Source organism: Streptomyces sp. NPDC003456, assembly GCF_042878735.1.
In the GTDB taxonomy this organism is placed as follows: Bacteria; Actinomycetota; Actinomycetes; order Streptomycetales; family Streptomycetaceae; genus Streptomyces.
This window is the reverse complement of sequence record NZ_JBIAOK010000003.1, coordinates 662,074-676,561: the sequence shown is the minus strand read 5'-3', so window position 1 is coordinate 676,561 and position 14,488 is coordinate 662,074. Positions and strand designations below refer to the sequence as shown.

Annotated in this window: 15 protein-coding genes; 10 read left to right on the top strand and 5 right to left on the bottom strand. The window is 73.0% G+C overall.

Translation table 11 applies throughout. The features are described 5' to 3' along the window. Positions 1 to 49 precede the first annotated feature (49 nt). The gene (locus tag ACFYWG_RS13990) at positions 50 to 904 is read left to right on the top strand and encodes a DUF4429 domain-containing protein (RefSeq protein ID WP_376323902.1); all 855 of its coding nucleotides are present in this window, start codon (positions 50 to 52) and stop codon (positions 902 to 904) included. An 80-nt stretch (positions 905 to 984) separates the two neighbouring features. On the opposite strand, the gene ACFYWG_RS13985 is transcribed toward ACFYWG_RS13990, so the two are convergent. Together ACFYWG_RS13985 and ACFYWG_RS13980 are read right to left on the bottom strand one after the other, a co-directional pair. After that, a complete protein-coding gene (locus tag ACFYWG_RS13985; RefSeq protein WP_389201366.1) occupies positions 985 to 1,998 on the bottom strand; it encodes an aldo/keto reductase in 1,014 nt (337 codons plus the stop codon). Continuing rightward, positions 1,995 to 2,459 (bottom strand): MerR family transcriptional regulator, encoded by a 465-nt coding sequence (locus ACFYWG_RS13980; RefSeq protein WP_385413195.1) that lies wholly within the window; start codon positions 2,457 to 2,459, stop codon positions 1,995 to 1,997. The genes ACFYWG_RS13985 and ACFYWG_RS13980 overlap by 4 nt, the downstream gene beginning before the upstream one ends. Before the next feature lie 198 nt (positions 2,460 to 2,657). On the opposite strand from ACFYWG_RS13980, the gene ACFYWG_RS13975 reads away from it, so the two are divergent. Next, complete coding sequence (locus ACFYWG_RS13975; protein ID WP_383503411.1) at positions 2,658 to 3,473, top strand: serine hydrolase domain-containing protein; 816 nt, start codon at positions 2,658 to 2,660, stop codon at positions 3,471 to 3,473. On the opposite strand, the gene ACFYWG_RS13970 is transcribed toward ACFYWG_RS13975, so the two are convergent. Beyond that, positions 3,470 to 4,141: a pirin family protein gene (locus ACFYWG_RS13970; protein ID WP_389201816.1), complete on the bottom strand. Its 672-nt coding sequence runs from the start codon at positions 4,139 to 4,141 to the stop codon at positions 3,470 to 3,472. The genes ACFYWG_RS13975 and ACFYWG_RS13970 overlap by 4 nt on opposite strands. Before the next feature lie 62 nt (positions 4,142 to 4,203). Between ACFYWG_RS13970 and fasR the strand changes: the two genes are divergently transcribed. From fasR to fabF, 5 genes are all read left to right on the top strand, one after another. Beyond that, positions 4,204 to 5,409, top strand: a complete 1,206-nt coding sequence (gene fasR / locus ACFYWG_RS13965; RefSeq protein WP_376323282.1) for a fatty acid biosynthesis transcriptional regulator FasR — start codon at positions 4,204 to 4,206, stop codon at positions 5,407 to 5,409. Positions 5,410 to 5,498: 89 nt separating this feature from the next. Continuing rightward, a complete protein-coding gene (locus tag ACFYWG_RS13960) occupies positions 5,499 to 6,428 on the top strand; it encodes an ACP S-malonyltransferase (RefSeq protein WP_389201363.1) in 930 nt (309 codons plus the stop codon). Between the two features lie 15 nt (positions 6,429 to 6,443). Then, positions 6,444 to 7,445 carry a ketoacyl-ACP synthase III gene (locus tag ACFYWG_RS13955; RefSeq protein ID WP_376323279.1) on the top strand — a complete coding sequence of 334 codons (1,002 nt, stop codon included), beginning with the start codon at positions 6,444 to 6,446 and terminating at the stop codon, positions 7,443 to 7,445. Positions 7,446 to 7,526: 81 nt separating this feature from the next. Continuing rightward, positions 7,527 to 7,775, top strand: coding sequence for an acyl carrier protein (locus ACFYWG_RS13950; protein WP_030341284.1), 249 nt, complete (start codon positions 7,527 to 7,529; stop codon positions 7,773 to 7,775). 86 nt (positions 7,776 to 7,861) lie between these two features. After that, positions 7,862 to 9,133 carry a beta-ketoacyl-ACP synthase II gene (fabF, locus tag ACFYWG_RS13945; RefSeq protein ID WP_383503405.1) on the top strand — a complete coding sequence of 424 codons (1,272 nt, stop codon included), beginning with the start codon at positions 7,862 to 7,864 and terminating at the stop codon, positions 9,131 to 9,133. A gap of 140 nt (positions 9,134 to 9,273) precedes the next feature. Here the strand turns inward: fabF and ACFYWG_RS13940 are convergent, their stop codons facing one another. After that, positions 9,274 to 9,768, bottom strand: coding sequence for a DUF3145 domain-containing protein (locus tag ACFYWG_RS13940; RefSeq protein WP_376323275.1), 495 nt, complete (start codon positions 9,766 to 9,768; stop codon positions 9,274 to 9,276). Between the two features lie 257 nt (positions 9,769 to 10,025). Between ACFYWG_RS13940 and ACFYWG_RS13935 the strand changes: the two genes are divergently transcribed. The 3 genes from ACFYWG_RS13935 to ACFYWG_RS13925 all read left to right on the top strand — a co-directional run bounded on the left by ACFYWG_RS13935 (position 10,026) and on the right by ACFYWG_RS13925 (position 13,452). Continuing rightward, positions 10,026 to 10,919, top strand: a complete 894-nt coding sequence (locus ACFYWG_RS13935; protein ID WP_389201360.1) for an SGNH/GDSL hydrolase family protein — start codon at positions 10,026 to 10,028, stop codon at positions 10,917 to 10,919. Positions 10,920 to 10,947: 28 nt separating this feature from the next. Beyond that, a complete protein-coding gene (locus ACFYWG_RS13930; protein WP_389201358.1) occupies positions 10,948 to 11,922 on the top strand; it encodes an aldose epimerase family protein in 975 nt (324 codons plus the stop codon). Positions 11,923 to 12,219: 297 nt separating this feature from the next. After that, a complete protein-coding gene (locus ACFYWG_RS13925) occupies positions 12,220 to 13,452 on the top strand; it encodes a pyroglutamyl peptidase (RefSeq protein ID WP_389201356.1) in 1,233 nt (410 codons plus the stop codon). Here the strand turns inward: ACFYWG_RS13925 and ACFYWG_RS13920 are convergent. After that, complete coding sequence (locus ACFYWG_RS13920) at positions 13,403 to 14,230, bottom strand: EI24 domain-containing protein (protein ID WP_383503396.1); 828 nt, start codon at positions 14,228 to 14,230, stop codon at positions 13,403 to 13,405. The two genes, ACFYWG_RS13925 and ACFYWG_RS13920, sit on opposite strands and share 50 nt — an antisense overlap. Between the last annotated feature and the right edge of the window lie 258 nt (positions 14,231 to 14,488).

Here is a 14,488-nt window from a genome sequence, read left to right as displayed (position 1 = left end):
GAATCGCGGTGTGCTCGGGAGGGGGACGGAGGAGCGCGTGCCGCATACGATGAGCCGCATGGGTGACGTACTGGCCGGATTTCATGCCGCCTGGGAGTTCGAGTCCGACTCCGTACGCATCCGTTACGCACGGGGGATCCGGACACCCCGGCTCTTCCAGGCGCTCGGGGAGCGCCGGGTGCCCCTGGAGGCGATCGCCGGGGTGTCGCTGACGCGCGGCAAGCGCGGCACGGTGGTGCTGCGCATCGAGCCGCGCCCCGGGGCCGACCCGTTGATGGAGGCGGCCGCCGGACAGCTGAAGGAGAGCTGCGACCCCTACCGGCTGGTGCTGCCCGCCGAGCGCGAGACGCTCGCGGAGTACTACGCCGACGAGCTGAAGCCGCTGCTGCCGGACGCCGGGCCCGCGGACCGGTTCCTCGTGGAGCCGCCGCAGGGGCCGTCGTCGTTCAAGGCGTACGACGGGAAGGCGGCCTTCGACGGGCGGACCGTCAGTTTCCGCTGGTTCTGGACCGGCGCGTCGTCGGCGAAGTGGAAGGCCGGGGACCAGAGCTTCCCGGTGGGCGAGCTGAGCGGGGTCGAGTGGCGCTCGCCGGAGGTGTTCGAGGGTCATCTGCGGCTGCTGCGGCGGGACGGGGCGACCGTCACCCCCGCGCAGGCCGACCAGGACCCCGCCGCGGTGGTGTTCGGGCTGGGGTACGGGCCCGTGCACGAGTCGCTGCCGTTCGCGGCGGCGGTGCTGGCGGCGGTGCGGACGTCGAGTCCGGTGGCCGCGGTGCCCGCGCCGCGGCGCGATCCGGCGGACATCGCCGAACGGATCCGTCACCTGGGTGAGCTGCATCAGGCCGGTCTGGTGACGGATGAGGAGTTCTCGGTCAAGAAGGCCGAGTTGCTGGCGGAGCTCTAGCGTGTGTCCTCTCTCACCGTCGGTGGGCGCGGGTGCGCGCGGGGTGCGCGCGCGGTTCCCCGCGCCCCCGGGGGGTCGTCCTACTCCCGGCCGGCCGAGGTGAACGCCATGTCCGCGTAGCGGTCGCCCGTCACCTGGGCCGCTATGCCGTCCAGGATCTCCAGTTGCTCGTCCGTCAGATCGATCCCGGTCGCCGCCGTGTTCTCCTCCACCCGCGACGGTGTGCGGGTGCCGGGGATGGGGACGACGGGCAGGCCGTGGACCTCGGCCCGCCGGTGCGCCCACGCCAGGGCGATCTGGCCGAGCGTGGCGTCGTGGGCCTTCGCGACCGCGCGGATCAGTTCCAGCAGGGTGGCGTTGGCGGTCGCGTTGCGGCCCGTGAAGCGGGGCTGCCGGCGGCGGAAGTCGTCGGCCGACAGGTCCTCGGCGCGGGCGAAGGAGCCGGTGAGGAAACCGCGGCCGAGGGGCGAGTACGCCACGAGCGCCGCGCCCACTTCGCGGACGGCGGGGACGACGTGTGCCTCGATGTCCCGGCTGAACAGGGACCACTCCGACTGCACGGCGGCGATGGGGTGGACGGCGTGCGCGGCGCGCAGCTCGCCCGCCGTCACCTCGCTGAGGCCGAGATGCCGGACCTTGCCCTCGCGGACCAGGTCGGCCATCGTGCCGACGCTCTCCTCGATCGGCACGTCCACATCGCGCCGGTGCATGTAGTAGAGGTCGATGACGTCGACGTCCAGGCGCTTCAGGCTCGCCTCGACGGCCCGGCGGATGTAGGGCGGGTCGTTGCGGATGATGCGCCGGGACGGGTCGTCCGGCGGTATCGACAGGCCGAACTTGGTCGCGATGACGACCTCGTCGCGGTGCGCCTTGAGGAAGGGCGCGAGGAACCGCTCGTTCTCGCCGGCGCCGTACGCGTCGGCCGTGTCGTAGAGGGTGACGCCCCGTTCGAGGGCGCGTTCCAGGGTGGCGCGCGAGGCGTCCGCGTCCGCGGGGCCGTAGCCGAAGCTCATGCCCATGCAGCCGAGGCCCTGCACGCCCACCTCGGGGCCGTCCGCGCCGAGTTTCGCCGTCGTGATCCTGCCGTCCGTCATCGAGACCCCTCCGACGCCGGGGACCGCCCGGCGTCCGCGTAGAAACTGATCTTCCGGTCCAGCACGGCCAGAGTGCCCCGCAGTTCGTCGATCCTTGCCAGGACGTCCTCGCGGGTGGCCCTCAGCAGCTCGAAGCGCTCGCCGTAGGTGTGGTCGCCCGCACGCACCAGTTCCGCGTACCGGACCATGTCCGCCACCGGCATGCCCGTCAGCCGGAGTTTGCCGACGAGGTCGAGCCAGTCGAGGTCGCGGTTGGTGTAGCGGCGCTGGCCGGTGTGGGAGCGGTCGATGTGCGGCATCAGGCCGATGCGCTCGTACCAGCGCAGCGTGTGGGCCGTCAGGCCGGTCAGGTTGACGACCTCGCTGATCGTGTAGCGGTCCTGGCCGTCCGGGCGCCGGTTCTGCTGCGGCGGACCGGCGCAGAGGTCGGTCCCGGTTCCCGTGGTCTCCATCACCGTCATGGCCCCACGCTAGAACCTTGGAGTGCGCTCCAAGCAAGCGCCGGCGGAAAGAATGCGGCAGGAGGCGGGCCGGCCCGGGCGACCGCACGCGCCGATGCGGACTCCCCCGGCTGCGGGGCCGACCGTCGGAGGTCTCCCCGGGCCTGCGGGGGCGACCCCTTGGTGGGGCTGTCGCGGCCGGCGCATAGGCTCGCAGGCATGTCGCTCAAGAGCCTCACGTTGATCGAGAACTGGCCGGTTCCCACCGCCGCCGCCGGTGTCGTCCGGGCGGACGGCACCGTCCTCGGCACCCACGGCCCGGCCGGGCAGCGGTTCCCCCTGGCATCGGTGACCAAGCCGCTGGCCGCCTACGCGGTGCTCGTCGCCTACGAGGAGGGCGCGATCGAGTTCGACGAGCCCGCGGGTCCCCCCGGGGCGACGGTCCGGCACCTGCTCGCGCACACCTCGGGCCTGGCCTTCGACGAGCACAAGGTCACGGCACCGCCCGGGGACCGGCGGCTGTACTCCAACGCCGGTTTCGAGCAGCTCGGCGACCATCTCGCCGAGGCGACCGACATCCCCTTCGCCGAGTACCTGCGCCAAGCGGTGCTGGAGCCGCTGGGCATGACCTCCACGTCGCTGGAGGGCTCCCCGGCCAAGGATGCGGTGTCCACCGTGGAGGACCTGCTGCGGTTCGCCGCCGAACTGCAGGCGCCGCGGCTGCTGGACCCCCGCACGGTCGCGGAGGCGATGAGCGTGCAGTACCCGGGCACCAAGGGCGTCCTGCCGGGCTACGGCCACCAGAACCCCAACGACTGGGGGCTGGGCTTCGAGATCCGCGACTCCAAGTCGCCGCACTGGACGGGCTCGTCGTCCTCCCCGCGCACCTTCGGGCATTTCGGCCAGTCCGGTACGTTCCTGTGGGTCGACCCCGACGCGGGTGCCGCGTGCGTGGCGCTGACGGACCGCGCGTTCGGCCCCTGGGCGATCGAGGCGTGGCCGGCGTTCACGGACGCGGTCCGCGCCGAGCTCTAGGGACGGGCGGGAGCGGCGTCCGCCATCTCCCAGATCAGCAGCTCGGCCCCGGTGACGCCGTCGGCCCCCAGCCCCTCGGCGCCGGTGATGCGCGCCGCGTCCCCGGCGCCGAGCTCCTCGCCGTCCAGGCGCACGGTGCCGCGCACCACGTGCACGTAGAGGAAGGCCCCGTCCGGCACCGCCGTCCGCTCCCCCGCGCCGAGCCGGCGCACGTGCAGCACCGCCCCGGCCCCGGGCAGCGCGTACGGCGTGGAGTCGGCGATGCCTCGGACGACCTCGTAGGACGGCTCGCCGCCGGGCCGCAGCGGGGCCAGCCACATCTGCACGAAGGTCAGCGGCCCGGCGCCGTCGTTGCGCTCCACGTGGCGCACCCCGCCCGCCGAGCTGAGCCGCTGCACGTCCCCGGGCCGCACGACGGTCTGGTGCCCGGCGGAGTCCCGGTGCGTCAGCTCGCCCTCCACCACCCAGGTCACGATCTCCGTGTGGCTGTGCGGGTGCTCGTCGAACCCGGCGCCCGGCGCCAGCCGCTCCTCGTTGCACGCGAGCAGCGCGCCGAACCGGAGGTTGTCCGGGTCGTAGTGGGGGCCGAAGGAGAAGGCGTGCCGGCTCTCGATGCCGGCGGCCGCGTCCCCTCCCTGGTAGCGCCCGTCGGCGCGCCTGACGTCCATCACGCCGTCCACGGTAGACCCGGCGGCGCACCCGCCCGTCCGGATGAGGCAGTCTTGTCCCCGTGCCCGAACCCGAAACCGGTAAGAACCCGTCCGCAGCGCCCGACCTCCACCCGCATTCCGCCACACTGAAGCGGCTGGAGAAGTCGTCAGGGTCGCTCGCCGCGCAAGCCATCGCGCGGATGGACGAGACGCTGCCCTGGTACCGGGCCATGCCCCCGGAGAACCGTTCCTGGATCGGTCTGGTCGCGCAGGCGGGCATCGCCGCGTTCACCGAGTGGTTCCGCCGCCCGGACGCCCCCCAGGCGATCTCCACCGACGTGTTCGGCACCGCGCCGCGCGAGCTGACCCGGGCGATCACGCTGCGCCAGACCGTGGAGATGGTGCGCACCACCATCGAGGTCATGGAGTCCGCGATCGACGAGGTCGCGGCCCCGGGCGACGAGAGCGTGCTGCGCGAGGCGCTGCTCGTCTACGCCCGCGAGATCGCCTTCGCCACGGCCCAGGTGTACGCGCAGGCCGCCGAGGCACGCGGTGCCTGGGACGCCCGCCTGGAGTCCCTGGTGGTGAACGCCGTGCTCAGCGGGGAGGCCGACGAGGGCGCCGTGTCGCGCGCCGCCGCCCTCGGCTGGAACTCGCCCGAGCACGTGTGCGTGGTGCTCGGCACCGCGCCCGACGGGGACAGCGAGCTGACGGTCGAGGCCATACGGCGGGCCTCCCGGCACGCCAAGCTCCAGGTGCTGACCGGCGTGCTCGGCGACCGGCTGGTCGTCATCGCGGGCGGCAGCGACAACCCGCTGGCCGTGGCCAAGTCGCTCATCGGACCGTTCGCGGCCGGACCGGTCGTGGCCGGGCCGGTGGTACCCGACCTGCAGGCCGCGACCCGGTCCGCGCAGGCCGCCGCGGCGGGCCTGAAGGCGTGTTCCGCCTGGCAGGACGCCCCGCGCCCGGTCCTGGCCGACGACCTGCTCCCGGAGCGGGCCATCGCCGGCGATCCTTCCGCCCGCGAGCAGCTGGTGGAGGAGATCTACAGACCGCTGGAGGAGGCCGGCGCCGCGCTCCTGGAGACGCTCAGCGTCTATCTCGAACAGGCGAGCAGTCTCGAAGGCGCCGCCCGGATGCTGTTCGTGCATCCCAACACCGTCCGCTACCGGCTTCGACGTGTGACTGACGTCACCGGCTGGTCGCCTTCCGATGTACGCTCTGCCTTCACGCTGCGGATCGCGCTGATCCTGGGGCGTCTGGTCGATGGAGATCTGCAGCCCTAAGGTTTTGTCGGGGCTCGACAAAACCCCCTCGTGTTCTTCGTCCCTGTCCCCACGGGCGGCCGTGCCCGTACCCAAGAGAGAGTGTGAGAGTGCTCGTACTCGTCGCTCCCGGCCAGGGCGCCCAGACGCCCGGCTTCCTGACTGCATGGCTCGACTTCCCCGGTGTCCGCGGTGCCCTCGAGGCCTGGTCGGACGCCGCGGGGCTCGACCTGATCCGCTACGGCACCGAGGCCGACGCGGAGGAGATCCGCGACACCGCGGTGGCGCAGCCGCTGCTCGTCGCGGCCGGACTGGCCTCCGCCTCGCTGCTGTTCGAGGACCCGGCGGACCTGCCCCGCAAGGTCGGTGCCATCGCCGGGCACAGCGTCGGCGAGATCACCGCGGCCGCGCTGGCCGGGGTGCTCCCGCACGAGGAGGCGCTCCGCCTGGTCCGCACCCGGGGCCTGGCGATGGCCGAGGCGGCCGCCGTCACCGAGACCGGCATGGCCGCCCTGCTGGGTGGCGACCCGGACGTGACGCTCCCGCACCTGGAGAAGCTGGGCCTGACGCCGGCGAACATCAACGGCGCGGGCCAGATCGTCGCGGCCGGCACCCGGGAGCAGCTCGCGGCCCTGGAGGCGGACAAGCCCGAGGGCGTGCGCAAGGTCGTGGCCCTGAAGGTCGCCGGCGCGTTCCACACGCACCACATGGCCTCCGCGGTCGACGCGCTGGCGAAGGCCGCCGAGGCCCTGACGCCGGCCGACCCCGCGCTCGCCTACGTCTCCAACAAGGACGGGCGGACCGTCGCCGCCGGCACCGAGGTGCTGGAGCGCCTGGTCGGCCAGGTCGCCAACCCGGTCCGCTGGGACCTGTGCATGGGGACCTTCAAGGAGCTCGGTGTCACGGCCCTGATCGAGGTGTGCCCCGGCGGCACGCTGACCGGTCTGGCCAAGCGCGCCCTGCCCGGTGTGAAGACGCTGGCCCTGAAGACCCCCGCCGACCTGGACGCTGCTCGCGAGCTCATCGCCGAGCACGCCTGACAAGGAGCCCGGAGCATGGCGAAGATCAAGCCCAGCAAGGGCGCCCCGTACGCCCGGATCCTCGGTGTCGGCGGGTACCGGCCGACGCGGGTCGTGCCGAACGAGGTGATCCTGGAGACGATCGAGTCCTCCGACGAGTGGATCCGCTCGCGCTCCGGCATCGAGACGCGGCACTGGGCCTCCGACGAGGAGACCGTCGCGCAGATGTCGATCGAGGCGTCCGGCAAGGCCGTCGCGGACGCCGGCATCTCCGTCGAGCAGATCGGCGCTGTGATCGTCTCGACGGTCTCGCACTTCAAGCAGACCCCGGCCGTCGCCACCGAGATCGCCGACAGGCTCGGCACCGACAAGGCCGCCGCCTTCGACATCTCGGCCGGCTGCGCGGGCTTCGGCTACGGCCTCACCCTCGCCAAGGGCATGATCGTCGAGGGCTCCGCGGAGTACGTCCTGGTGATCGGTGTGGAGCGGCTGAGCGACCTGACCGACCTGGAGGACCGCGCGACGGCCTTCCTGTTCGGCGACGGCGCGGGCGCGGTCGTGGTCGGCCCGGCCCAGGAGCCCGCGATCGGCCCGACCGTGTGGGGCTCCGAGGGCGACAAGTCCGAGACCATCAAGCAGACCGTGCCGTGGACGGACTACCGCGACGGGACGGTCGAGAAGTTCCCCGCGATCACCCAGGAGGGCCAGGCGGTGTTCCGCTGGGCCGTGTTCGAGATGGCGAAGGTCGCCCAGCAGGCGCTGGACGCGGCCGGGATCACCGCGGACGACCTGGACGTCTTCATCCCGCACCAGGCCAACGTGCGGATCATCGACTCGATGGTGAAGACGCTGAAACTGCCGGAGCACGTCACGGTCGCCCGTGACATCCGCACCACCGGCAACACCTCGGCCGCCTCGATCCCGCTCGCGATGGAGCGGCTCCTGGCGACCGGCGAGGCGAAGAGCGGCGACACCGCGCTCGTCATCGGCTTCGGGGCGGGTCTCGTCTACGCAGCGACTGTCGTTACCCTCCCCTAGGCACTCCGTGCCGGATCATGCGGTCCGGGACGGTGCGTACCACCTGCCACACCCTCTGGATATCTACGAAGGAGCGCCAACATGGCCGCCACTCAGGAAGAGATCGTCGCCGGTCTCGCCGAGATCGTGAACGAGATCGCCGGCATCCCGGTTGAGGACGTCCAGCTGGACAAGTCCTTCACCGACGACCTGGACGTCGACTCGCTGTCCATGGTCGAGGTCGTCGTCGCCGCCGAAGAGCGCTTCGACGTCAAGATCCCGGACGAGGACGTCAAGAACCTCAAGACCGTCGGCGACGCGACCGACTACATCCTCAAGCACCAGGCCTGATCGACCGATCAGGTCCCTGGGCTGACTGCCCCGCCACCCGGCGGTGGCGCCGCTTAATCCTCGGATCCGTTGGAGAAAGAATTCCCGTGAGCTCGACCAATCGCACCGTGGTCGTCACCGGTATCGGCGCAACCACACCGCTGGGTGGCGACGCAGCCTCTACCTGGGAGGGCCTCATCGCCGGCAGGTCCGGCGTGAAGCCCCTGGAGCAGGAGTGGGCGGCCGACCAGGCCGTCAAGATCGCGGCCCCGGTGGCCGTGGAGCCGACCGAGGTCATCCCGCGGCCGCAGGCCCGCAGGCTGGACCGCTCCGCGCAGTTCGCGCTGGTAGCGGCCCAGGAGGCGTGGAAGGACGCCGGCTTCGAGGCGAAGGCCGGCGAGGACCCGAACGTCGACCCCGACCGGCTCGGCGCGGTCATCGCCTCCGGCATCGGCGGCGTGACGACCCTGCTCGACCAGTACGACGTGCTGAAGGAGAAGGGCGTCCGCCGCGTCTCCCCGCACACCGTGCCCATGCTGATGCCCAACGGCCCGTCGGCCAACGTGGGCCTGGCCGTGGGCGCCCGGGCGGGCGTGCACACGCCGGTCTCCGCCTGCGCGTCCGGCGCCGAGGCCATCGGCTACGCCATCGAGATGATCCGCACCGGCCGCGCCGACGTCGTGGTCGCGGGCGGCACGGAGGCGGCGATCCACCCGCTGCCCATCGCCGCGTTCGGCAACATGATGGCGATGTCCAAGAACAACGACGACCCGCAGGGCGCCTCGCGCCCCTACGACGTCGCCCGCGACGGTTTCGTCCTCGGTGAGGGCGCCGGTGTCGTGGTCCTGGAGTCCGCCGAGCACGCCGCCAGGCGCGGGGCACGGGTGTACGCCGAGGCGGTCGGCCAGGGCATCTCCGCCGACGCGCACGACATCGTGCAGCCGGAGCCGGAGGGCCGGGGCATCTCGCACGCCCTGCAGAACCTGCTGGAGCGCACCGACCTGGACCCGGCCGAGATCGTGCACGTCAACGCGCACGCGACGTCGACGCCGGCCGGCGACATCGCCGAGCTGAAGGCGCTGCGCAAGGTGTTCGGCGACGACACCGACCACATCGCGGTGTCCGCGACGAAGTCCATGACCGGGCACCTGCTCGGTGGCGCGGGCGGTGTCGAGACGGTGGCGACGGTGCTCGCGCTGTACCACCGGGTGGCTCCGCCGACGATCAACGTGGAGAACCTGGACCCGGAGGCCGAGGCGCACGCCGACGTGGTCCGCGGTGAGGCCCGCAAGCTGCCGGTCGACGGGCGGATCGCCGCGCTGAACGACTCGTTCGGGTTCGGCGGGCACAACGTGGTGCTGGCGTTCCGGACGGTGTGATCCTGAGCGGCGATCGGCCCGGACTCCTCAAGCGGAGTCCGGGCCGATCGCCGTTGTGGTGACGTCGTGTGCCGGGTGCGGATCGCCCTCGGCCGGTCGCGCGGTTCCCCGCGTCCCGGAGGGCTCGCCCCCGGAGACGTTCACACCACCTGGTGGAGCCAGCGGACCGGGGCGCCTTCGCCCGCGTAGCGGAAGGGTTCCAACTCGTCGTCCCAGGGCTTGCCCAGGAGCTTGTCGAGTTCGGCTTCCAGGTCGGTCTCGCCCTGCCGGCTGCGCTGGAGGGCCGCTCTGAGCCGGTCCTCGGGGATCAGGATGTCGCCGTGGATGCCGGTGACGGCGTGGTAGATGCCCAGGTCGGGGGTGCAGCTGTAGCGTTCGCCCTCGGCGGTGGGGCAGGGTTCCGCGGTGACCTCGAAGCGCAGCAGGTGCCAGCCGCGCAGCGCGGAGGCCAGCTTGGACGCCGTGCCCGCCTGGCCCTGCCAGGAGAACTCCGAGCGCCAGGTGCCCGGTGCGGCGGGCTGCCGGATCCAGTCCAGGCTGACGCGTGTGCCGAGCACCCCGGCGACGGCCCACTCGACGTGCGGGCACAGCGCGCGCGGCGCGGAGTGCACGTACAGAACTCCACGTGTCGTCACCGGAACCTCCGGGCAGAGCGGGACATCTTGCGAACGGGCGGAACGGCTGTGACCGGGCGGGTCACGTTGAGGGCGAGGCTACCGTGCGTCGGCGCAAGGAGTGTGACGTACGGTCGGTCCCGAGGCCGGGAAACTCCCGCCATTCACCCAGGGGGACGCTTGTGCGGGTGCGAGCCGTTGCACCCGGCGGGGCCGGGAACCCCCGTGCGTTGTCATGGGTGGGGGCAGGAACCGCTCGGCGAGGAGATGGAGCAGGGATGCGGATGCGAGGCCACCGCACGCGGGGCGTGCTGGCCGTGGTCGTGGCCGCCGTGATCGGTGCGGCCGGGTGTGACGCCGTGGGGGGCGACGCCGCCGCCCCCTCCCGCAGCGCACGCCCGTCCCCGCGGCCGACACCCCTGTGGGACCCCAGCCCGCGTTCCGTCGCGGCCGTCGGGGACTCCATCACACGGGGGTTCGACGCGTGCGACGTGCTGTCGGACTGCCCGGAGGTGTCCTGGGCGACCGGTGGGAGTGCCGCCGTCGACTCGCTCGCCGTGCGGCTGCTGGGCCGTACCGGTGCGGCCCAGCGGAGCTGGAACTACGCCGTGACGGGGGCGCGGATGGCCGACCTGCCCGGTCAGATGGCCCGGGCGGTGCGGCGGAAACCGCAGCTGGTGACGGTGCTGGTCGGGGCGAACGACGCCTGCCGGGCCACGCCTTCGGCGATGACCCCGGTCTCCGCCTTCCGCGCCGACTTCGAGGACGCGCTGCGCAGTCTGCGCAAGGCCCTGCCGAAGGCCCAGGTGTTCGTGGCGAGCGTGCCGGACCTGAAGCGGCTGTGGTCCGAGGGCCGCACCAGCCCGGTGGGCAAGCAGGTGTGGAAGCTGGGCATCTGCCCGTCGATGCTGGGCGAGGCGGACCGGCTGGACGCGGAGGCCGATCTGCGGCGCGACACGGTGTCCCAGCGCGTCGCGGACTACAACAAGGTCCTGGCGGAGGTGTGCGCCGAGGACGAGCGGTGCCGTCACGACGGGGGCGCGGTCCACGACTACCGCTTCGGGACGGCCCAGTTGAGCCGCTGGGACTACTTCCACCCGAGTGTGGACGGGCAGGCGCGGCTCGCGGAGATCGCCTACCGCACGGTCACGGCGAAACGCCCCCGGACCTGAGCTTCCGCACTGGCCTAAGATTTCGCACATGAACGAACTCTTCGGCACACTTTCCGACGGCACCGAGGTGTACCGCTGGACGCTGGAGCGCGCCGGTGTGCGGGTGCGGGTCCTGACGTACGGCGGGATCGTGCAGTCCGTGGAGGTGCCGGACCGGGACGGGCACACCGGGGACGTGGTGCTGGGGTTCGGGGACCTCGACGGCTATCTGGCCCATCCGGAGCCCTATCTGGGTGCCCTGATCGGGCGGTACGCCAACCGGATCGCCGGCGGGCGCTTCGCCCTGGACGGCCGGGCGTACGCGCTGGAGCCGAACAACGGGCCGAACTCGCTGCACGGCGGCGCGCGGGGCTTCGACCGGCGGGTGTGGGACGCGCGGGCGGACGGGCGGCACGGGGTGCGGCTGTCCCGGGTCAGCCCGCACGGCGAGGAGGGGTTCCCCGGGCGGCTGGAGGTCTCGGCGACGTACACGCTCGACGGGGGCGGGGCGCTGCGGATCTCCTACCAGGCGGTGACGGACGCGCCGACCGTGGTGAACCTGACGAACCACAGCTACTTCGCCCTGGCCGGCTCCGGTCCCGCGAGCGGGCACGAACTGCGGCTGGCCGCCTCCCGGTACACGCCCGTCGACGCGGAGCTGATCCCGGCCGGGGACCCGGCGGAGGTGGCGGGCACGCGCTTCGACTTCCGTGAGGGGCGCGGCACCGGCACCGGCTACGACCACAACTTCGTGCTGGACAAGGGCGTGACGGACGCTCCGGTCGAGGTGGCGGAGCTGTACCACCCGGTGTCCGGGCGGGTGCTGACGGTCGCGACGACCGAGCCGGGCCTCCAGCTGTACACCGGCGATCAGCTGAGCGGGCCGTTCCGGCCGGGCGACGGTCTCGCGCTGGAGACGCAGCACTTCCCCGACTCCCCGAACCGGCCGGAGTTCCCCTCGACCGTGCTGCGGCCGGGCGGGGTGTTCCGCTCGGAGACCGTGTACCGCTTCGGCGTGCGGTAGGACCTGCGGCCGGGCACCCGCCCCGGTCCCGAGGTCAGGTCCCGGACCGGGGCTGCCGGGTGGGGAACGCGTCCCGTACCCGACGGTAATCCCCGCGGTGACCCGGCGGCCGGTGATCGGGGCCCGGGCCCGGATACCGTACGAACCCTTCACAACCCCAGGTCGCCGGTCCCGAGCCGGTCACCGCGCGGTGCGGACCGGCCCGGGATCCGGGTTTCGCCCCATGGCGTGGACCACACCCGTCACGCGATACTGCGGCCGTCCGTACCCCCACCACGACGGAAGGCCCGAACCCCCTTGACTGCCCTACGCGTTCGCCTCGGCGTCCTCGGCCTCGCCCTGCTGACCGGCCTCACCGTTCCCACCGGTGCGAGCGCCGCCGGGACGGCCCCCTCCCCCACCGTCGAGGAGCAGCGACTCGACCGGGCGGCCCCGCAGGAGATACTGCGCCGCTCGGGCTTCGGCACGGCCGCCCCGCGGCTGGCCCGGGCGCTGGAGTCGGCCCGCTCCTACGCGCAGGCCCGGCGGGCCGTCACCCGTGAGGGCACGCAGCTGTGGCGGCGGGCCGTGGACCGGGCGCAGGGGCGCGGTCCGGCGGGCGGGGACCTGAGCCGGGACGACGACCGGCCGCTGTACTGGGCGCGGCTGGGGATGACGCGCGAAGTGCGCACCTGGGCGCCGGACTTCGCGCTGACCGACGGTCGGCGCGCCGCGCTGCTGGAGGAGCTGGAGCGCACCTCGCGGGGCCAGGCGTCCGTCCGGTATCCGCACGGCCAGGGGCTGAAGCGGATCCTGCTGACCGGCTTCGACCCGTTCACCCTGGACCGGGACGTCCGCATCTCCAATCCGTCGGGTGCCACCGCGCTCGCCCTCGACGGCACGGTCGTCGAGACGGCGGACGGGCCGGCCCGGATCGAGGCGGCCGTGTTCCCGGTGCGCTGGCGGGACTTCACCGAGGGCGCGGTGGAGCGGGCGCTGCGGCCGCACCTGCCGGAGGTCGACCTGTTCACGACCGTGAGCCAGGGCCGCGTGGGGCGGTTCGACATCGAGCGGACCAACGGGGCCTGGCGCGGCGGCTTCGGCGACAACGAGAACGTGGGCCGCACCGAGACCGTGCCCGTGAGCGACCCCGCCTCGCAGCCGCAGTGGACGACGACGACCCTGCCGTACACGGCGATCACGGCCGCTCAGACGGGGCGGTTCCCGGTGTACGACAACACGACGGTCACGGAGATCCCGGCGGGCGGCACCGGACCGGTCGTGCGCCCCGGCGGGCCCACGGCGGGCTCGACCGCCCGTGCGGGCGGCGGCGGGGACTACCTCTCCAACGAGATCGCCTACCGGGCGACGCTGCTGCGGGACCGGCTCGGGCTGCACGACCGGCTGCCGGGCGGGCACGTGCACACCCCGGTGCTGCAGTTCGGCGCCGGGAACACCAGCGAGGTCACCGACCCGGAGTTCGTGCGCAACCGGCTGGACATCATCGCCCAGGTGCGGAGGATCCTGACGGTGGCAGCGGAGAACTCGTAGCGGCCCGGCCGTCCTTGCCGCCACCCTCGGTGATCTCCTCGCCCAGCAGGTCACGCGCCATGAGGGTGGCGCCCGCGACCGCGCCCGGCATCAGGAACACCGCGACGAACGGCACCAGGAAGGAGACGGCCAGCGGCGTGCCGAAGCCCCAGACCAGGGTCCTGCGCCCGCGCAGCAGCCCGAGCCGGGCGCGCAGTTCGACGCCGCGGCGCTGGAGGGCGACGGCGGTGAGCTCCTCGGTGAGGAAGAACCCGGTGACGAAGAACCCGATCACGGGGACGGCCGTCTGCCCGACGACGGGGATGAATCCGCAGGCGAACAGCAGCACGCCCCACAGGGCGGCCCGTACGACGATCCGCAGGCTGTCCCGGGCGGAGATCCACAGCTCCCGCCACAGCGGCAGGCCCGACTCGGGCGCGTGCCCGTCCGGGGAGACGTCGCGGTCGACCTTCTCGGAGAGGTTCTCGTAGAAGGGCTGGCCGATGAGCAGGGTCACGGCGGTGAACGTCACGACGGCGAGGAGGAGGGCGAGGGCGAACAGCACGCCGGTGAGCAGACCGCGGAAGAGGCCGCGCCACGGGCTCGACCAGTCCTCGGCGAAGGGCGTCGCCCAGCCCACCGCGTCCTCGCCCCACAGCGCCAGCGCCACCAGCGCCGCCGCGTACAGGACGAGGGTGATCAGGCCCGGGAGCAGCCCGAAGCCGTACTGCCTGCCGTGCCGGGCCACCCATCGCTGGCCCTTGAGCAGGTACCGGAATCCCGTCCCCAGATCGCGCATGGACACGACCTTATCCGGGCCGCTGTCGCGCTCTTGACGCGCTCCGGTCACACCGGTGTCACGGACCGCCGAGGACCGGGCGGGGCGCGGTGCCCGGGGGTGTGCGGGTCAGGCCGGCGCGCGGTCCGCAAGGGTGCGCGGGACCGGCGCGCGCCGCTTCCCGTTGAGTCGGATCCGGGCGGTTCGCCGTACCGATCGGCGGGAGCCCCGGAGAGGTTCGCGTGCGCACCACGGGACACGGCGGTTCCGTCGAGGAGA